Raw genomic sequence first — 19,083 nt, forward strand, 5'->3', positions numbered from 1 at the left:
CATCATTCCCTACATCAAAAAAAATCACATAATTTAGCAAGAATATGCACGATTTGAATTTCAGACCTAAAGCTTTTCTTTTCGATTTAAACGGAACCATGATTAACGATATGGAATACCATACGTTGGCCTGGTACAGCATTATGACCGAAGATTTAGGTGCAGCACTGGATTACGAAAGTGTTAAAAGGGAAATGTACGGTAAAAACCACGAAGTACTGGAACGTGTTTTCGGCAAAGGTAAATTTAGCCCTACTGAGGTAGAACGCCTTTCAGTAGATAAAGAAAAGCGCTATCAGGCAGGTTATTTACCTCACCTGGCCTTAATTGATGGGCTGGCGAACTTTTTGGAGCGGGCAAAGGCTGCACATATTCCAATGGCTATTGGCTCGGCAGCCATTCCTTTTAATATCGATTTCGTGGTTGATGGTTTAAGCATCCGCCATTACCTGGATGCGATTGTAAGTGCCGATGATGTGCAAACAAGTAAACCCGATCCGGAAACTTTTTTAAAGGCTGCAGCGGCACTGGGTATTGCTCCGGCTGATTGCCTGGTTTTTGAAGATGCACCGAAAGGAGTAGAATCGGCCCTGAATGCAGGCATGCCTTGCGTGGTATTAACCACCACACATACCATTGAAGAATTTGATGGTTATCCGAATATTTTAGGGTATATTACTGATTACAATGACACTAAATTAAATATGCTTTTTTAAACATGGGAAAATATTTAAATCAAAAACCTGTACTGGTTGCCGTAGACTGCATTATTTTTGGTTACGATGGCGAAGAACTGAAACTTTTGGTTATAAAAAGGGCCATTGAGCCGGTTAAAGATCAATGGAGCTTAATGGGAGGCTTTATCGGCGAAAACGAAAACCTCGATGGTGCCGCGAAACGTATCCTGCTGGAACTTACCGGACTGCACGATGTATATTTAGAGCAGTTACATGCTTATGGTAGCCCCGATCGCGATCCGATTGAACGCACCGTATCAGTAGTGTATTTCGCCCTGATCGATATCAATAAATACAGCAAACAGATTAATGATCAATACCATGCCGAATGGTTTAAAATTAAAGATGTACCTGAACTGATTTTCGATCACAACATTATGGTAAAAGCGGCTATGGATAAAATCCGTTATCAGGCAGCCCTCCACCCCGTTTTGTTCGAACTTTTACCTAAACGTTTTACCATCCCGCAACTACAGGCTTTATACGAGCAGGTGTACGATGCACCGATTGATAACCGGAATTTTATACGCAAAATTACCGCCAGTGGTTTGCTCATTAAACAAACCGATAAAGATAAATCGAGTTCCAGACGTGGTGCTTTCTATTTTAAACTCGATAAAAACAAGCATAAAGCCCAGTTTCAATCGTTTTTGAACTTTATACCGAAGGCTTCAAAATCGTAATTTGGTAAAGCATGGCGATCTGTTTTTGTTCTGCTTATTTTTTTAAGAAAAAAGATGAAAAATATTTTCAGATCTTACAAATTTAAAATCAGCAGGTTACAAACAGATAACATTATTTTAACGCTAAAGACCAAAAACATTTTATAAAAACATTTGCAAAGAAAGGATAAATCTCTATATTTGCACCTCCTTAAACAAAGGGAAATGATTCCGTAGCTCAGCTGGTAGAGCATTACACTTTTAATGTAGTGGTCCTGGGTTCGAATCCCAGCGGGATCACAGAAAATAGTATCAAAACTACGTAAAAGCTTGCAAATCAAATGATTGCAAGCTTTTTTGTTTTGATGGAAAAACTAAAATACTTACCGATTCTCATATTAAAAGTGTGTAATTCGGTGAGTAATTTAGGTACTAAAAGAACTCACCGAATTATTTATAACCACTTGTTTAACAAGACGTTCGACCATCGAACGTCTTGACGTTTTCAGACTGCAGGGCTAATTTTGTTAACCTTAATTCAGTTTATATGAAAACTAATTTTAGCCTGCTTTTTTATCTTAAAAAGCAGAAAAACTATCGTGGCGGCAATGTCCCAGTTTACTTAAGAATAACTGTTGGCGGAAAAAGGGCAGAAATGACCAGCGGTCTTGAGTGCGATCCTGAAAAGTGGAATACCAAATCAGGCAGACAGGATGGAAAAAAGGAAGATGTCAGAAGCTTTAATGCTCATCTGGACAATCTCCAGTCAATGATCAACCAGATTTACAGGGATCTTTTTGGCGCAGGCGAAGTTATTACATCCGAAGGCATTAAGTGCAGATTTATCGGTCGGGAAGTCCGGAAGCACACCTTGATGGAAGGCGTCAAAATTCACAACGAAAAGATGGAGGTTTTGGTAGGAAAGCAGTATGCCATTGGTACCTTGAAGCGCTTTCAGGTTTTGGAAAGACATCTTACCGCTTTCATGAATGAGAAATACCAAATAACAGATATTAACATCAAAAATATTGACCATGCGTTTATAAGAGATTTTGATTTTTTCCTAAGGTCGGTAAATGGTTGCGCCAACAACACTACGGTAAGATATCTAAAGAGCCTTGGAAAAATTTTGCGCATTTCAATGAGCCTAAAATGGATCGACAGCGATCCAATGTTCGGGTACAAACTAAAAAGCAAGAATGTAGAGCGGTCGTTTCTCACAGAGGAGGAGTTGACAAAAATTTCTGAAAAGCAGTTCTTAACCGAGCGGTTAAGTCAGATACGTGATGTATTTATCTTCTGCTGTTTTACAGGTCTTGCCTATTCTGACATAGAAAAATTAAGCCTATCGAATATTAAAACAGGTGTAGATGGCAAGAAATGGGTTTATACAAACAGAACCAAAACGGGAACCCGGTCGGCTGTTCCCCTATTACCACCTGCAATAGCAGTATTGGAGAGGTATAGCGACCATCCATATTGCATCACCAAAGACAGGGCATTGCCAGTTTCGAGCAATCAAAAGCTAGATGAGTATTTGAAAGAAATCGCTTCTGTATGCGGAATTGATAAGCCCTTAAGCTCACATATTGCAAGGCACACATTCGCTACCACGGTTACTCTCCTCAATGGGGTGCCGATGGAAAGCGTATCGAAGATGCTTGGGCATACAAATATCAGGACTACACAGATATATGCAAAGGTCTTGGATATCAAGGTAAGTGCAGATATGGCGCTTTTAATTGATAAATATAATTAGATAAACAACCAACAACTGACAAATATTTAAAAATATTAGGCATTGACTTCTGTTTTGGTTAAATTTGTATGATGTTAAAGGAATTGAACAAAAGAGTTATCGTTGTGCACTGGAAGAGATTTGCCAGTACGGACATCGACGTGTTTTCAAGTCTAAAGGGATTTTGCGACAGCTACCCCGCTTATAACTATCATACATTGAACAACTATCTTTCCAAAAAGAAGGTTCCATTCGAAAATGACGAAATCAAAATCGAAAGACAGCCACTGATACAAAAGGTCAGAAGACCCGACCTTCCAAAGGTATTGTTCTGGGACTTTGATTTTGACAAACTTGACTGGAACAGAAGTTATAGAACCGTTATGGAACGAGTGCTTGATAAAGGCGACCCTAAGGATTGGGAGGAGATGATCAGGTTTTATGGGAGAGAAAATGTGGTATATGCCCTGAAAAACGACATTACCTATCTTTCTGACATGACCCTGAAAGCCGTTTGCGAATATTTTCAGTTGAGCAAAGAAAAACTCAGATGTTACACAAAGAAACAGTTAAATCAGGGACACTGGATCTAATCCAGACGTTGATGAAAGATCATCAGCTCAATTCTTTTTACCTCGTAGGCGGTACCGCTCTATCTTTGAGGATTGGGCATAGGGAATCCATAGACATTGACCTATTCAGCTCTTCGGATTTTGATGGAAACGAACTTGCCGAATACTTACGAAATAAATACGGCGCAGACGTAAAACGCCACAAGGAAAATTATGCCAGCGGAAGCATTGGGGAAGTAGATTTTGATTTTATTTCGCACAAATATCCATCCATCAAACCCATCGAAAATATAGAGGGAATTAGGATGATGTCCAATCAAGACATATCGGCCATGAAAATCAATGCAATCGTTAATAGTGGACAACGGATCAAGGATTTTATCGATATACATTACCTTTTAAAGGAAATACCATTGGATGAAATTATTGGTTTCTACTGCCGAAAATATCCAAATGTAGATCCTAACACCGCCAAGTCGTCTTTAATGTATCATAACGATATCGATTTCAGCGTTCCAGTAAAGTTGATGAATGGAAAGCTAAAATGGCAGGATGTTCAGGGTAGTATAGTAAAAGCAGTACGGGAATATACCCGTATTCAGGAAATCAAAGAGCTGAACAATAAGTTGAAAGAAACAAAGAACGACAATAAAAATGAACGAGGCAGAGGAATGGGTCGCTAGGTTTGCGAATGCACTAATCCAATCATTTCGGCGAACAAACCGTCCCAAAGGTAATGGCATTTTCATTACAAGGCTCAGCGGGAAAACATACTTCGACAGCTTCACCAGCGGCGAAGTATGTTTTCTATCAAATCCTAACGGCTTGCCGTTGGCACAAAGGGATTCTTCAAGGGTTATCACAATTTGTGATAACCTGCCATCAATGTGACTATTTAACTCATCCGAATATTTGCACCACTTAGGAATATGATTGCTGATAACACCTAAAGTCGTCTGGGGATAGAAAAGAAAAAGCTGAAAACTATTGTTTTTTTAGACCTGTTAGCGGTAGAGGAACCGCCTGTTCCTAAACGAAAAAGGATCGGGTTCAAACCGGATGACATCCATTCTCGGATTTGATTTATTTCTTAGCAAACGAAGTGAGCACTCAATATTTGGGTAGTAGATAAGAAGATGAATGCACTCAACTACAGCTTTTTCAGAAGTTCATTTTTTTCTCTTTCGCTTGCCAACAATCGTTCATAAAGCTCTACAATCTTTTCAATAGTATTAAATGTTGGTTGGTAATTTAGGGAACTGGCTATTAATGTTGAGTTATCACTACTGTAAGTTTCACTTAATAAGATGTATAAGTGCTGGGTATCGATTTTAATTCTCTCTAATCTACAGAGCAATTGCCAGTTGTTGTGAACGATGATATATGCAGAAACAGTTTTAACCAGAAACAACGGCAGGGTTCAAAAATTGAGGATCATCCCAATGTTGCTCAGTTCATAAAAATCATCAAGAACAATGTATCTGCAGTTGCTGAGCAGTCCAAAAAAATCCAAGAAGCTGTTGAGGAGTCAGATGACAAAGAGGAGCTTGTAGGTAAAGAAAAATTTGTTCACCGTGGAAATGATGTCGATCGTATAAATGAATTTCCCTTTACGCAATTTTATGAAGAATTGTTAACCCAAGTTATTCAGGACGCGGATTCGCAGGATGTAAATGATACAATTCTGGAACATTTGAGTGAAGCGCTTGTGCCGGAAGCCTTTTCTCTTAGTCTTAAGGGTGGACTATATAAGTACCTGCCGAAAGGAAGTAAGAAGTATAATTTGATTTATATGAATCAGATTCCAAAAATCATTGATTTTTTTTTGAAGCAGCCTTAATTTTAGATCCTGACTATGTTCTTATGCACGGGAGGATTGGAACTCTAATGATGATCTTAGGCATGCATTCCGAGGAGGAAGTTAAGCAAAAAACAATCTTGTAAGCTGCTTTTGTTAGGATGAATAAAGTTATATAAACTTATGGTCGATTAGGTTATGATATTAGATCAAAATTGTAGGGTTTACTGGAAGCAACTGAAATTTAATTTTTTTTAAAAAAATTACTATGTATACGTTATGTTTCGATGTTGTATCATTTATAACAAAATTATAAATTGTATGTCCAGTAATATTTGCAAGCTTAAATTTACATTCACGCAATTTATTTGATTAACTTTTAAAAACTGAAAAATGCATTTTAATTATTGTTAACAGCACATATTTGAAAAAATCAAATAACTAAGTTTGCGAACAAACCTTATTTCTTATTTTAATGAATTGCAAAAGAACAGTTTAATTGTATATTTGGTTGTTTAAATCTATATTAACTTTATCTCATTCTTATGAAACAAAAAAAAATGGAACGGCTCCATTTTACAAAAGGCCTGATTTTAAGCACATCAAAGGTATTTCTTTTATTACTTATTTGCATTGTAATATCTCGGTGCGCCAAAGATAGATTGATCAATAATGTTAAGGGGCTCAAAACCCTTTCGGCAAGTTCCCCCGATTTAGCCAATCGGCTTCTAGCTATAAAAAACTCTTATGTTGCACAGGGGCTCCATCAAAAAATACAGCCTAACCTAAGTGAAAAGCTCACATGGACACCAGATTGGAAAAATCCAAGGATTCAGGTTGTGAACGATACTGTTTCATATGTTTTTTTTCGCTTGATTGCACAGGTAAAGCAAGGTGGGAAATCGTTTGTTGCCACGGAAATTGGAGCAGCGTCTTATTTAATGGTTAAGAATGAAAAAGAATTTTATAAAGCTTTTTATTTTCGCCCAACAGCTGGCGAAAATGATACACCTTCAAGAGAAATACTAAATATGCAGAATTTTAGTGGTAATTTATTAGTTACAAACCTAAAAGATGGAAAAAATTTCTTACTTGAGTATTCAAACGGTGAGTTGAGTGTGGGCTATCAAAAGAAAAAAATGCTATCTGCTAACAAGCTAGCTCTAAATGGACCGCCCACTATCTCTTACTGGGAAAGCCAGTGTAGATATGAAATGCGAGAGTGCACTTATGTATCCAGTGGAACGGTTTCTTGCGGAGGCACTTTTGGATTTGAGGTTGTTTATAGTGAATATTGTAATTTTCCTTCCCCAATATGCGGAGTGGCGTTTTGGCTTAGCGATTATGCTGATAGAGAAGTATGTGTAGATGTTTGGTTCCCTGATCCGCCAACAAACCCTGGAGATGGCGGAAGTGGTAATAACGGAAGCACCGGAACGACCGCCGAACAATTCAATCAACGGATCAATTTAAGTAGCCTAAGTCCATGTGCTTCTTCAATAATGTATTCCCTTATGTATCAAACTGAGGGTTCTGTAGTCGCAATGATTCAAAAATTTTCGGGAGAAGTACCGGGATACACTTGGAATTTGAGCACAGGTACTTTAGCCGCGAATACAAATGCCACAACATCAAAAATTACTGGCGGTGCATCTACGAAGGTAGATGTTGACAAATATACAACGGGGCGAGACCTCGCCCTAGCAAGAACCCTACTTCATGAGGCTGTGCATGCCTACCTCGTTTCTTATTTTTCAAATAATCCAATTTTAGCGCAACTATCCTATCCGGACATGGTATTGGAGTGGCAAAAAGTTAAAAAACCTGATTTGAATGCTATACAGCATATTGAGATGACAATTGAATTTAAAAATGATATTGCTGCAGGTCTTAGGGAGTACGGAGATCTCCACAACATTACTTTCTCTACTGCAACGGAAAAGGATCAGTTTTACAGCGATATGGCTTGGGGTGGTCTTGAGGCAACCCCCGCGTATCAACAACTTAACTCTACTGATAAGAACAGAATTCAAGATACCTTAAATGCAGAACAGTATGGGAAAGATAGAAAAGGTGATCCAAAATCTGGAAAAGGAAACCCATCCGGATGTTAAATATAAAAGATATGAAAAAGCAAATATTCAGTTTAGTGATTGTTTTAACAGCTTTGGTTGGCTGTGTGCTTAATCGTAATGGCAGTTTTGAAAAAACCATTTACAAAACTAAAAGCGATAAGATAATTGTTACAGGTACCGTATACGATACACACAAAAACAATAGAACATTACCAGGCGTAGCGATAAAATCTGCAGATACAAACCTTTTAACGACAACAAATCGTGACGGTAAATTTCGCGTTGATCTTAGCGAGGGAAAGCATATTATTCGCGCTAGCTATATTGGGTATTTAATGACCTCAACACGATCAATAGAACTTGTAAAAGGGGATTCATTAGTAATAGATTTTGTATTGAAAGAGTCACGTATGGAAACAATCAATTAACAATTATTAAAAAAAATTAATTGAGCATACAAAATGTCCAGTCACGCATATAGAACTCCAATCGATGATTGTGTAGTTGTTATGGAGAACCTATAAGCGTAATATCATAAAGAGAAGTTATCATGATATCGGATGGGTTATTTATTGTCAATATGAAAGTATATTCATATATTAGCAACAGCAATTGCAGCTAAAACGTATCGAAAAAAATGGCGAGTGATTAGGTGAGTCAAAATCGAAAACCGCATACAATACTAATTAAACCCTGATTTTAGCACTAGGTGCAAATCCCAGCGGGATCACAGAAAGCCTCACAGAAATGTGGGGCTTTTTTGTGTTTTGGAGCTTTTGACAGATATCGGGCAGATGCACTATTTCAAAGTGTTTCGATCAATAACAATAGAAATATAAGCTCAAGATTGCGATAGAATCGCTATTCTCAACCGTCCTCGTTACAACCGAGGACGGTTGGTGTAAGATTAAGCTGCTTAACTACCTTAATGGCTTAATGGTGGCTAATTTTATCCTTAAGCAATTAAGTACATTAAGAAATGTTGAATCGCAGTTCTCAGCAATTCTCGTTACAAGCGAGAACGGTATTTACCTTTAGGTTTGTGGTCACATTCATCAGCTAGTTCCGCCTCGTAAAGACGTTTTAGTATTTCCTCATCCTTACCTCCGTATCGAAGCCCTGAGATACATGAAACCTGCATTGCACTTATTGCCCTATTGAGTTCATTGGGAGTTTGTGGCTGTTTTTTAAAATAGCAATGTCCGTATTCGATTTTCGAATGTTCAATCAGATCTGGCGCTTCGGCTTCAGGTGCTCCACAAGTAATACATACCTGGTTCTCTACATAAAAATCTCCCTGGACGTTTTCCGGGTATCTGCCTGGTAGTTCCTTATCGAAAAATTTTCCAAATATTTTCATTATGCTATTATTGATTGTGGAGGAGTAACCACTTATTTAGCGTTTTACCAGCCAAATTTTCTTTCCTGCGCATTAAGTAATTTATCCACTTTCCTCCACTTAGGATCGAAGTCAATTTTATAAGTGAAAGATACGAATCTGTCTTCTGATTGCGCAGACATTGTTAAAAATTGCGCTACAGGTGCATCCTTTTCAGCATAAAATAACATATCTATTCCTTTATCTGCTGCGAGCCTGGAAACTAAATGGCAAATGCACATTTTCTTTAGCCCATCTAAAAAGAAATCCTCAATTGCTCCCATATCCAAATCAGGATTATCTTCAGCAATTTTATCAGTAAGGTCGATACTTATCCTAATGTGATAAGGACAAAATTCTTTGAACTCATATTTGCTAAAAGCTTTATCAACCCAGCCTGTCCCTGGCTTACCGTTTGGCATGGTCAACTTTAGCAACGTAAATGAATGTGGTGGATATACCTTCTCTGAATAGCTCACTTTCTCCCAATCAATGGATGAGGACTTCTTTGCCAATATTTTTTTAAAAAACTCCACGCTATTGGGAATAAAAATCTAGTTTGTAGAAGATAGAGACATCGGAAGTTTATTTGCAGGAGCTTTGCCGTAGTGGCCAGTGTACCATTCAATGAGTTTATCCGATTTAAACTGACTATTCCCATTCACTCCCCTAATAAACCGTTTAGCGGATTTGGTTCCATCTTCGCCTTTCATGGCCTGGCAAATAACATAATCTACTATAATTTTGTCATCTGGTTTTGGGCCTTTGTAAGCTAATATCGCACCATCTTTTCCAATAATGAATGGTGCAGGATCGCCAAGTTTCAAAATCTCTCTGAATTCAGCCGATGAAGCATTGTTAACTAACCTATTGGTATTTAATGTCGTATCAGAGCCTACAAAAAGCGTAGCAAAAACTACATCCGGATATTTAGCAAAACGTTCCTTCAATAACAGGTATGATTTTTCTTGCTGCTCAGACAGTTTCTTATTTCCCCAAACATATAGATAAACCGTTTTTTGCGGGTACAAATTGCCAAATGTTTCACTCTTTCCATTCTGATTTACAATTTGGATATCAGAAATATGGGTACTGGTGTAATCATTGTAATCTTTAACCAAGAGTTTGGCAAAACCCTTAACCATCATGGTGCAAGAACTGGTAAAAACGCAAAGCGCGAGGATAAGCAGGTAAGTAGATTTTTTCATAGTTTAAAATTTCTTTGGTGCTGTAAGTATAATAGGTTATAATGTATTTAGGGTAGACGACAAGGATTGTTCGGAGGTTGCATCGCCATTTATATTTTTGTTATTAGTAATAAGGAACAAATCCATGAAGTTGCTTAACGATCTTAATGGTGATAGCAAGCGCTTATGATTCAGCCCGTCCGTGGCGCAAGCTAAGCGGGTTGCCAGTTAAAATTGTTCCGGTACTGCAGCGGACTAATATTCATTTTTGAACGAAACGTTTTATGAAAGTTAGAAACATCTTTAAAGCCGCTATCGTAACAGATTTGAGAAATTGATTTGTCGGTGTTTATTAACTCGCGCAGCGCATAATCGACCCTGTAATCATTAACAACCCCAATAAAAGTTTTACGGGTGATCCGTTTGAAATACTTGCAAAAAGCATGTGTAGACATGTTGGCAATATTTGCAGCAGCCTCCAGTGAAACCTCGTGTTGGAAATTGTCAACAATATAAGCGAGTACCTGGTGGATACGCTCCATACCAGAAAATGACAAGAATGCAAACTCATTTTGTTTTTGCAGCATAGAGTACCGGGTAGCTGTAGCAAGCAGTTGCAACAGATCAAGCAGTATGATGAGTTTTTTAAAACTGTTGTTTTCCTGTAAAAGCGCATTCATCATTTGCCGGGCAGCTGTGGTATCACCGGTAAATTGTAAGCCACTACTACTGTCCTTTAGTAGCTTTGTTATCTTGTTCATCTCCGGTATGTTGAAGAAATAATCACCCAGAAAGTCTTCACGGAACTGCACAACTATAGAAACCGATTCCTCGGCCGCATCTTCCGACGTTTTCCAGTAATGTGGGAGGTTGGCACCAAGCATAACCAGATCGCCTGCAAAATAATCCTGCATATGTGTGCCAACATATCGTTTGCCCGAACCCTTTACAATAAGGGTTAGCTCAAACTCAGGATGATAGTGATAAGGGGCAGAGAAATATTTTTCGATAAACTTGCTCGCCGCAAAGGAAATGTTTCCGGAGGTTTTAACTGCTTCAAATGCTGGCTTCATTTATTGATAATATTAACTCTTTAAGTTATCATATATAATTGAAATGACAAAATAATCCATAAATCAGCCAATATTTCCGTTTTTTGCAAGTTGCAGATGCTGTTAGTTTGTGTTAAAAAAACAGCTATATGAATAAACTCATTTTACCTTCGTTAAACGAACCAATCTCTTTAAACGAGGCACAGATCAATGCATTCAGGAAAAACGGGCACACGCTTACAAAGGGAATTTTGAACGCCGGAGAAGTTGCCGTTTACAGAGAGGCGATTAATGAAGCTGCCTATAAATACAATACAGAAACTAGGAAGCTCGAGGAACGTGATACTTATGGTAAGGCATTTTTACAGATCATGAACCTGTGGGAATCGGATCAAGCGGTTAAGAAATTTACACTGGCAAAACGTTTTGCAAAAATTGCAGCTGATCTTCTAGGGGTAGACAATGTTCGCCTTTATCACGATCAGGCCCTGTATAAAGAATCTGGAGGAGGATTTACCCCCTGGCACCAGGATCAATATTACTGGCCACTGAGTACTACCAATACAATAACCATGTGGATGCCCTTAGTTGATATCGGCGAAAACATGGGCATGCTTACTTTTGCATCAGGATCACATAAAGCAGGTTCGGTTAAAGATATTGCTATTTCAGATGAGTCGGAAGTGGAACTTAATGAACATATCAACAGAAAGGGATATTCTGTAACCAGAGCTGATACAATGAATGCCGGTGATGCCACATGGCACTACGGATGGACCTTGCATACTGCTCCTGGCAATGAATCTAACGTTACAAGAGAGGTAATGACGATCATTTATTTTGCCAATGGCGCTACAGTAACTGCGCCCATCAATGAGCATCAGGAAAACGACAGGAACCGCTGGTTACAGGGCTTACAACCAGGTACAAAGGCAGCAAGCGATCTTAATCCATTGCTGTTGTAGGTCGCAGGTCTTCCAGGTAAATTATGCGTTTTAACCATGAAGGAATGATGGTGGCTTATTTTTATCATTAAGTATATTAAGAAAGAGCTGTTTTATAGTCAGATATGATGCGCTAATTATCTGCTGAAATAAAGTGGCTTATTCATCATTAAGTAATTAAGCACATTAAGAAGGATTGTCTCTCATGGTCAGGATGTCATTAACACTTAAATATGATGTGTTAATGATTGATATAGATTAGATCACTCCTCCCTCAACCCTATCAAGTATTGCTGCCTGAAGTACATTTACATCAATATCTTTTAACGCTTTAAACTTAATGCAATAGCCCGTAACGCTTGCCTTACCAATTGTTGCACCATAGGTTTGGGCTAAGTATAGCTTATCTTTAATCCCCATAATGTACACTGAAATACCGGTGGTATTGGCGCTGAGACCGATCTGATAAAAATCCTTGCTGCTGCCATCAGCATAAGTGATGGTGTATTGTCCGTACCCGATGTTTGGATTGGAAACAATTTTACCTTCACTGTTTTTACCATCAAGGAACCAAAGTCGTGCAGTTGGCATGAGTGCTGTAATGATATCATGCAGCGTCTGCATATCGCTGCGTTTGGCTTCTGGTTGGTTGGTAATGTAAGCTTCTATTTGGGCGGATATGTTCATTTATATGCTGAATAATGCTGTTAAGCGTGATGCCAACACTCAAATATACTATATTTTAAGGTCGAATCGAAGCCTCTTCTGGCGCAAGTCTTAGTGCTGCCAGGATCTGGAAATGGCCTGACTTGTGCCTTTTAGAAAATTAATAAAATGACCATATTTTTTTGTATCTTAGGTTAAGAGAATAATTTCAGTTTAATCGATCTGATTAAAATTTTAAAGACCACTACCCCACCTTAATTCCACATTCACCCCACGTTTAGGCCACCTTTTAGCCAGGTTTAGTTGGTACCTGATTCGCCCCATGCTGGGGATTGCTTCTACTCTGCAATGAGAAATAACCAGTACTATTGGCTATAGCTGCTGGCTTTGGTTGGTAAGGCGTTGAATAACTGAGTTAAGAAAAACTAAATAACAGGTACAGTAATGTTAAACTTGGGCCGGCTTTGGGGTAATTAACTGTTAAAGGATGGTGAACTATTCCTGCTGGTTCTAAATCTGTGACTTTCGTGCATCTGCGGCAAAATAAAGCGAATTACCTACCCCTTTTCCCCTACAGCTACCAGCATTTCGCATGGCCCCTCAAAACCATTTGCTGTTTCAAACTCCCCAAGTGCTGTTTCAATTTCGTTCCATACAGCAACCTTCTCTGATTCTGATAAACCGCTCATCATTTGATGTAATGCTCCGAACGATTCTTTTTCGAACTGGAGACATTGTTTAGCCGATTCACAAATTAAAGGGGCATTAACCAGGGTTGATTTTACATTTTTAAAACCAGCAGTTGCAAAAGCATTTTCGATAACTCCTTTCTGGCTTAAACTAAAAGGACCGGGCTGGCCTGGTACTGGAGGTGGCAGTTTCGCATGTTTGCGGATGATAGCTACCGGAGTTGAGAAAAAAGTATTCTTTTCGGGTACAGAGTAAACAATCGCGGCTATTTTTCCGCCGGGTTTAAGTACCCGTAACATTTCTGTCAGGGCCTTTTGTTGATCAGGAAAATAAATCAGTCCAACCCGCGAAATCACAACATCAAATGTTTCGTCCTCAAGCGTGAGGTTTTCGCCATCCATTACAGCTGTTTCAATGTTGTGCATTCCGGCTTGTGCAGCCATCTGTTTGGCATATTCGAGAATATTGGCTGAAATATCGGTAGCCAGCACGCGACCGCCTGGACCAACCATTTTGGCGGCAGTTATGGATTGCTCTCCGGCTCCGGCAGCTATATCAAGCAGGCTTTGTCCGGTAGTTACGCTGGCCATATCGAGCATTTTTTGAGTAGTTTTGCCCAGCCACTGGTGCAACAAAGGACTCCATCGGTACCAGGCTTCCGCTGCTTGCTGCCATTGCTGATGGGTAGTTTGTTTGTATTTCAGCGGATCGAATTGTGGAGGTGTTGAATCCATAGCCTTAAATATTGGTGCCATTTAAATTTAAGCATAGAGATTGGTTTAAATTGTAAAATGGGTTTACAATTTAATCTACTACTCCGGCCGTCACCCTGATCCGATCTTATTCCTGGGAAATGAATAATGAAGGTGTGCGGCCATAGGCGGAAAAAGGCCTGTAATATGGAACAATAACGAAAGCATTAAGATTAGCTTCGCTGAGCACTTCGCAATAACGATAAGCGAATGAAATAACGTAGCTCCTTCTAAAATGCTCAGGACGACAATTTTTAAGCGCAGCACTTCTGCACCCTGATATCCGGCATAGGAGATTTTCGCCGGAAAAAGCACGAAAAACTTTGCACGATCTTACATGTTCATACTGAACAAGGCAGGATCAAGCGCGTGATTTAGGATGAGTGCAAGCAAGCGCATAGAGACTGCCGTTATTAAGGTTTTCGTAGGTTTTTACAAGAATTGCGTAGCAATCTTTTATACCGATAAAAACAACATTATCACATAAAAAACAGATCCAAGCCTTGATTTTTGGTTACCTTTTTATCAAGAAAAAGGTAAGAGCCCCCGCGGCGGCAAGCGGAAGAAAGGTTGTGGATTTGGAATAATAGCGAAAGCATTAAGATTTCCGCATGCGCAGGGATGACGGATCTAGGCAATAGAGATAAGCGAATGAAGGTCCTTCGATTCCGCTAAGGATTGAAAATCTTATAAACAAAAAAGCAGGCAGCTCCTTTTACGGAGTGCCTGCGTTATAAAACGATGCTTTTCACATCAAAATGTAGGGTGCTATTTATCTTTAATCTCTGCCAATAAAGCAGCAAGCGCCTTTACTTTATCTGGATAAGTTGCAGCCAGATTATTTTTCTCTTCCTTATCTTTATTCAAATCATAAAGTTGTGGCGCATCCAGATTTCCGGTTTCAATACCTACAGCCTTAGCAAAAGCAGGTCCTTTTTGAGGTGTAATGTATTTCCAGTTGTCTTTAATGATGGAAAGCGCTCCACCCTGCTCAATATAAACTGAACGACCGGTTTTATTTTTCCCTAAAAAAGCAGCCAATTGGTTTTCGCTGTCCGTTGCTGTTCCGGCGGGTATTTTGGCCTGCAATAAGGCCGCAAAAGATTGAATAAAATCGATTTGCGAAACCAGCGCATCAGACACTGCAGGTTTAATACCTGCAGGCCAGTTGATGATAAATGGAACGCGCGTGCCTCCTTCTAAGGCGCTGTATTTACCACCCCTAAGCGTTCCTGCCGGAGTATGTCCGTTGCGGCGTGTAACGGCCTCATCCTGGTAACCATCATCAAGCACCGGACCATTATCACTGGTAAATACAATCATGGTATTTTGGGCAATACCCTGCTGCTCCAGTTCCTTCATAATTTCTCCTACTGTCCAGTCTAGTTGCAAAATGGCATCACCTCTGGCTCCTAAGCCACTTTTATCCTTAAACATGGTAGCGGGCATACGCGGTACATGCGGTTCAGTTAAAGCGAAATATAGGAAAAAAGGCGACTGCTTTTTCGACGCAATAAATTGTTTTGCCTGCGTAAGGAAGGTAAAAGAAAGCTCTTCATCTACCCAACGGGCCATTTTTCCACCCGTCATAAAACCAATGCGGCCAATGCCGTTTACAATGGTATTATCGTGCCCTTGCCCTGGTGTACTCTTCATCTTTAACAGCTCAGGGTTTTCTTTTCCTGTAGGCTCATTTCCGATTTTCTGCTTGTAATCTACAGCAATGGGATCATTCTTATCCAATGCCACAACCTGATGATCCTGAAGAAAAACAGTAGGAACCCGATCGGCAGTAGCCGGGAAAATAAACGAATAACCAAAACCAACTTCGTTAGGTCCGGGTTTAATTTCTCCGTTCCAGTTCTTTTCTACCTGCTCGCCTAAGCCTAGGTGCCATTTACCCACAATTGCAGTTTGATAACCAGCTTCTTTAAAAACTTTTGGTAAGGTCTTCCTGTCCGTTGGAATAATCAATGCAGCATCGCCGGGAAGAATACCTGTTCCTTTTTTCCGCCATGGATATTCGCCAGTCATTAAGGCGTAACGCGCAGGTGTACAGGTAGCTGAAGTAGAGTGTCCGTTGGTAAAACGGATACCTTTGGCAGCAAGTTTATCCAGATTTGGGGTGTGCAATTTAGTTGCACCGTAGCAGCTCAGGTCGCCATAGCCCAAATCATCGGCACAGATTAAAATTACATTTGGTTTTTTCTGGGCAAAGCTCTGCAGACCAAAAAAAGACATTAAAATCAGTAATGGAATTTTCATTTATTTAAGTTTAATAGGAACTATGTTTTCATCAGCTGTAAAACAGCGCAAAATGGCACTGTAAACAGGCCAATATTAAGCATTACTTTAGAAATAAATTACAGTTAATTTTTGGTTACCATTGCGCAAACGTTTGATCATCTGAAATTTAACTTAGCATTATCAATCAACTTTTTAGCCTATCGTCTTTCTATAGATACCATTATGGGCTAAACTGTCAGGTCGTTATATGTACGATTTTACCTTTGCAGAAAATTTAAGGAATCTGTTTTTAAAGATGGGCCAGAATGGCTCGTCTTTATCGTTAAATGCTTAAGACTATGCAGGGTAAATCAGCATTGTTAAACCCAAATACGCTTGCTACTCTCTTTAATATATAGACTTGCAGCTAACAGTAGGGCCATTTTACGATTACAATCAAACGGTTGCGCAATCTTTTTTCTTTTATCTGGCTGTAAATCTTTATACATTCGGTTGACGTTGTAGAAAGACTTATCACTTATCATCGATTGACTTTCAATGATTTATATGAAGTAAAAAACTACGTTATAACCAAATTTAAATAACCGTGCATTAATACCCCGATTTGTGCTGTCTGAAGGTTATTTAACCCCAACAACTAAACCAATTAAGCCTGTAGCTAATATATAGTTCCGGGATATTTATAACCTAACCTACAAAAAACCTAAACATGAAAAGTAAACTTTTACTCTTTACTGCCCTGGCCATAACGTGCCTCGCTGCCTGTAAAAAAGCAGCTGTATTGCCCGAAGAAGTAGCAACAAATCCACCTCCTAAAAGCGGAGCAGTGGTCGAATCGGCTACACAAACCAATATTTTTAATGTTACCGAAAAGATCAGTGCTTCAATTGAAAAAGACCGCTTAAAAAACGGTTACCAGTTAACAGATTTTACAGCAACCGGTTTGTACATGGCCCCGAATGCAACCCTTGATATTACTGTAGAACAAACAGCGGGCACCCGTTTACCTAAATTATTGATTGGTACCTACTCCAGATATGGCACCTGGAATACCCAGCCAACCGTTGTACAGTTAACCGCCGGAACCAACACCATTACCAATGCAGCGGGTGGTTTGTTGTGGATCAGGTATACCAATGCCACTACCGGATCAACCGCTAAACTAACTTTTAACAGTGGCTACCAGTATGCACCTTACTTTAAACTGGGGGTAAGTACAAATTCCGACTGGATTAATCAATTGCAAACCTACACCACACCTGATGTAGTATTGGAAGGTAGCAATTGCTTTATTGTTGTTTCGCGTGCAAAAGCAATACAGTACCAAACAGAAGATCAGGCGGCGATATTGAATAAAATTACCCAGGTAATTGCTCTCGAAGATGATTTGAATGGTTTAGATAATTCATTGCCGGCACATGCAAAAAATGTACATACCTATTTGCTTACCCAGCACGAAGATCCGGCTTATTATTTCTTCGCTTACGATTACCGTACGGCTTACACCACTTCTGATGTAAATGCCATTTTAACCTTAAGTAGCGTAGGTACCAACGGCTGGGGCATGTGGCATGAGTTAGGCCACCAGCACCAGATGATGTGGCGTTGGGGTACTTTGGGCGAAGTTACCGTTAACCTTTACAGTTTATATGTACAGCGTACCCTTACCCCTTCTATTAACAGGCTCGTAAATGATGGTACCTGGCCAAAAGTTTTCACCTATTTAGGCAAAGCCGATGGCACCAAAGATTACAACGGATCAACAAGTTATGCCAATCCTTTAACCGACGTTTGGATCAGGTTAGCCATGTTCCAGCAATTAACCCTTGCTTATGGCGATAATTTCTACAGAACACTGGCCAAAAACATGCGTGTAGAGAATCCGACATTGGCCAACGATGATGCAAAACTTCGTTACTTCATGCTTAAAGCCTGCAACATATCGGGTAAAGACCTGAGCTATTTCTTCCAGAAATGGGGTTTGAATTTATCAACTGCGGCAGCTACCACGCAAATTTATGCAGATATGGCCGCATTAGGCCTACCTGCACCAACTACCGATCCTTCTACCCTGCAGGATAATGTTGCACCACTAACCGAGTTGAGCAAAACAGGCTGGACCATCAATTCTTTCAGTTCAGAAGAAACCAGTGGCGAAGGTGCTACTAACGGCCGGGCTGCTACTTTAATTGATGGCAGTTACAGCACTTACTGGCACTCAAGATGGACAAGCACTGCTACCAGCTATCCACACCAGATTGTAATTGATTTGGGTTCTTCTAAAACAGCAAAAGGATTAAGTTTAGTTCAGCGAAGCGGATTAAGCAGGGCAATTAAAGATTTTCAGGTGTTAACCAGTACCGATAACGTAACTTTTACTGCGGTAAACAATTACGTGGCACAAAATGCCGGCGGAGCACAATATTTTGCCTTTGGAAGTACCAAAACCTTAAGATATCTTAAAGTAATTGCCAATAATGCACACGATGGTTTGCAATTTGCATCCTTAGCAGAGCTGGGGCTTTATAATTAAAAAAAACGGGCCGGTTTCGGCACGCTCTTCTGTCTCAAATAATCAATAAAAA

17 protein-coding genes and 1 tRNA gene are annotated in these 19,083 nt (G+C 39.6%); 11 read left to right on the forward strand and 7 right to left on the reverse strand.

Features of this window, described 5'->3' with window-relative positions:
* Positions 1 to 44 precede the first annotated feature (44 nt).
* The 9 genes from HWV58_RS06655 to HWV58_RS06695 all read left to right on the forward strand — a co-directional run bounded on the left by HWV58_RS06655 (position 45) and on the right by HWV58_RS06695 (position 8,010).
* Complete coding sequence (locus tag HWV58_RS06655) at positions 45 to 716, forward strand: HAD family hydrolase (protein WP_175633339.1); 672 nt, start codon at positions 45 to 47, stop codon at positions 714 to 716.
* 2 nt (positions 717 to 718) lie between these two features.
* On the forward strand, positions 719 to 1,420 hold the full coding sequence (locus HWV58_RS06660; RefSeq protein WP_175633340.1) for an NUDIX hydrolase: 702 nt from the start codon (positions 719 to 721) through the stop codon (positions 1,418 to 1,420).
* A 206-nt stretch (positions 1,421 to 1,626) separates the two neighbouring features.
* Positions 1,627 to 1,699: transfer RNA gene (locus HWV58_RS06665), tRNA-Lys, on the forward strand.
* Positions 1,700 to 1,946: 247 nt separating this feature from the next.
* Positions 1,947 to 3,158 (forward strand): site-specific integrase, encoded by a 1,212-nt coding sequence (locus HWV58_RS06670; RefSeq protein ID WP_175633341.1) that lies wholly within the window; start codon positions 1,947 to 1,949, stop codon positions 3,156 to 3,158.
* 68 nt (positions 3,159 to 3,226) lie between these two features.
* Complete coding sequence (locus tag HWV58_RS06675; RefSeq protein ID WP_175633342.1) at positions 3,227 to 3,730, forward strand: DUF6922 domain-containing protein; 504 nt, start codon at positions 3,227 to 3,229, stop codon at positions 3,728 to 3,730.
* A gap of 11 nt (positions 3,731 to 3,741) precedes the next feature.
* On the forward strand, positions 3,742 to 4,392 hold the full coding sequence (locus HWV58_RS06680; protein WP_175633343.1) for a nucleotidyl transferase AbiEii/AbiGii toxin family protein: 651 nt from the start codon (positions 3,742 to 3,744) through the stop codon (positions 4,390 to 4,392).
* A gap of 674 nt (positions 4,393 to 5,066) precedes the next feature.
* Positions 5,067 to 5,549, forward strand: a complete 483-nt coding sequence (locus tag HWV58_RS06685; RefSeq protein WP_175633344.1) for a hypothetical protein — start codon at positions 5,067 to 5,069, stop codon at positions 5,547 to 5,549.
* A 503-nt stretch (positions 5,550 to 6,052) separates the two neighbouring features.
* Positions 6,053 to 7,621 (forward strand): hypothetical protein, encoded by a 1,569-nt coding sequence (locus HWV58_RS06690; RefSeq protein ID WP_175633345.1) that lies wholly within the window; start codon positions 6,053 to 6,055, stop codon positions 7,619 to 7,621.
* 11 nt (positions 7,622 to 7,632) lie between these two features.
* A complete protein-coding gene (locus HWV58_RS06695; RefSeq protein ID WP_175633346.1) occupies positions 7,633 to 8,010 on the forward strand; it encodes a carboxypeptidase-like regulatory domain-containing protein in 378 nt (125 codons plus the stop codon).
* Positions 8,011 to 8,591: 581 nt separating this feature from the next.
* Here the strand turns inward: HWV58_RS06695 and HWV58_RS06700 are convergent.
* The 4 genes from HWV58_RS06700 to HWV58_RS06715 all read right to left on the reverse strand — a co-directional run bounded on the left by HWV58_RS06700 (position 8,592) and on the right by HWV58_RS06715 (position 11,220).
* Entirely contained in the window at positions 8,592 to 8,942 is a 351-nt protein-coding gene (locus tag HWV58_RS06700; RefSeq protein WP_175633347.1) for a ferredoxin, read from the reverse strand.
* Positions 8,943 to 8,986: 44 nt separating this feature from the next.
* Positions 8,987 to 9,496, reverse strand: coding sequence for a hypothetical protein (locus HWV58_RS06705; RefSeq protein ID WP_175633348.1), 510 nt, complete (start codon positions 9,494 to 9,496; stop codon positions 8,987 to 8,989).
* 18 nt (positions 9,497 to 9,514) lie between these two features.
* Positions 9,515 to 10,168, reverse strand: a complete 654-nt coding sequence (locus HWV58_RS06710) for a hypothetical protein (protein ID WP_175633349.1) — start codon at positions 10,166 to 10,168, stop codon at positions 9,515 to 9,517.
* A 191-nt stretch (positions 10,169 to 10,359) separates the two neighbouring features.
* Positions 10,360 to 11,220: an AraC family transcriptional regulator gene (locus tag HWV58_RS06715; RefSeq protein WP_175633350.1), complete on the reverse strand. Its 861-nt coding sequence runs from the start codon at positions 11,218 to 11,220 to the stop codon at positions 10,360 to 10,362.
* 128 nt (positions 11,221 to 11,348) lie between these two features.
* Between HWV58_RS06715 and HWV58_RS06720 the strand changes: the two genes are divergently transcribed.
* Positions 11,349 to 12,164 (forward strand): phytanoyl-CoA dioxygenase family protein, encoded by an 816-nt coding sequence (locus tag HWV58_RS06720; protein ID WP_175633351.1) that lies wholly within the window; start codon positions 11,349 to 11,351, stop codon positions 12,162 to 12,164.
* 237 nt (positions 12,165 to 12,401) lie between these two features.
* On the opposite strand, the gene HWV58_RS06725 is transcribed toward HWV58_RS06720, so the two are convergent.
* The 3 genes from HWV58_RS06725 to HWV58_RS06735 all read right to left on the reverse strand — a co-directional run bounded on the left by HWV58_RS06725 (position 12,402) and on the right by HWV58_RS06735 (position 16,516).
* Positions 12,402 to 12,830, reverse strand: coding sequence for a DUF1801 domain-containing protein (locus tag HWV58_RS06725; RefSeq protein WP_175633352.1), 429 nt, complete (start codon positions 12,828 to 12,830; stop codon positions 12,402 to 12,404).
* A 536-nt stretch (positions 12,831 to 13,366) separates the two neighbouring features.
* Entirely contained in the window at positions 13,367 to 14,254 is an 888-nt protein-coding gene (locus tag HWV58_RS06730) for a class I SAM-dependent methyltransferase (protein WP_217706957.1), read from the reverse strand.
* 765 nt (positions 14,255 to 15,019) lie between these two features.
* Entirely contained in the window at positions 15,020 to 16,516 is a 1,497-nt protein-coding gene (locus tag HWV58_RS06735) for a sulfatase family protein (protein ID WP_175633353.1), read from the reverse strand.
* 691 nt (positions 16,517 to 17,207) lie between these two features.
* Between HWV58_RS06735 and HWV58_RS06740 the strand changes: the two genes are divergently transcribed.
* Positions 17,208 to 19,031 carry a M60 family metallopeptidase gene (locus HWV58_RS06740; protein WP_175633354.1) on the forward strand — a complete coding sequence of 608 codons (1,824 nt, stop codon included), beginning with the start codon at positions 17,208 to 17,210 and terminating at the stop codon, positions 19,029 to 19,031.
* Positions 19,032 to 19,083 lie beyond the last annotated feature (52 nt).

Origin of the sequence: Pedobacter ghigonis (genome assembly GCF_903166585.1) — a bacterium.
Classification (GTDB): Bacteria; Bacteroidota; Bacteroidia; order Sphingobacteriales; family Sphingobacteriaceae; genus Pedobacter; species Pedobacter ghigonis.

Bases quoted from the DNA above. Each gene is read 5' to 3' on its own strand.
- HWV58_RS06735 (WP_175633353.1), bottom strand. From the start codon at position 16,516: ATGAAAATTCCATTACTGATTTTAATGTCTTTTTTTGGTCTGCAGAGC.
- HWV58_RS06660 (WP_175633340.1), top strand. From the start codon at position 719: ATGGGAAAATATTTAAATCAAAAACCTGTACTGGTTGCCGTAGACTGC.
- HWV58_RS06655 (WP_175633339.1), top strand. From the start codon at position 45: ATGCACGATTTGAATTTCAGACCTAAAGCTTTTCTTTTCGATTTAAAC.
- HWV58_RS06670 (WP_175633341.1), top strand. From the start codon at position 1,947: ATGAAAACTAATTTTAGCCTGCTTTTTTATCTTAAAAAGCAGAAAAAC.
- HWV58_RS06675 (WP_175633342.1), top strand. From the start codon at position 3,227: ATGATGTTAAAGGAATTGAACAAAAGAGTTATCGTTGTGCACTGGAAG.
- HWV58_RS06740 (WP_175633354.1), top strand. From the start codon at position 17,208: ATGAAAAGTAAACTTTTACTCTTTACTGCCCTGGCCATAACGTGCCTC.
- HWV58_RS06730 (WP_217706957.1), bottom strand. From the start codon at position 14,254: ATGGCACCAATATTTAAGGCTATGGATTCAACACCTCCACAATTCGAT.
- HWV58_RS06710 (WP_175633349.1), bottom strand. From the start codon at position 10,168: ATGAAAAAATCTACTTACCTGCTTATCCTCGCGCTTTGCGTTTTTACC.
- HWV58_RS06725 (WP_175633352.1), bottom strand. From the start codon at position 12,830: ATGAACATATCCGCCCAAATAGAAGCTTACATTACCAACCAACCAGAA.
- HWV58_RS06690 (WP_175633345.1), top strand. From the start codon at position 6,053: ATGAAACAAAAAAAAATGGAACGGCTCCATTTTACAAAAGGCCTGATT.
- HWV58_RS06680 (WP_175633343.1), top strand. From the start codon at position 3,742: ATGAAAGATCATCAGCTCAATTCTTTTTACCTCGTAGGCGGTACCGCT.
- HWV58_RS06695 (WP_175633346.1), top strand. From the start codon at position 7,633: ATGAAAAAGCAAATATTCAGTTTAGTGATTGTTTTAACAGCTTTGGTT.
- HWV58_RS06720 (WP_175633351.1), top strand. From the start codon at position 11,349: ATGAATAAACTCATTTTACCTTCGTTAAACGAACCAATCTCTTTAAAC.
- HWV58_RS06700 (WP_175633347.1), bottom strand. From the start codon at position 8,942: ATGAAAATATTTGGAAAATTTTTCGATAAGGAACTACCAGGCAGATAC.
- HWV58_RS06715 (WP_175633350.1), bottom strand. From the start codon at position 11,220: ATGAAGCCAGCATTTGAAGCAGTTAAAACCTCCGGAAACATTTCCTTT.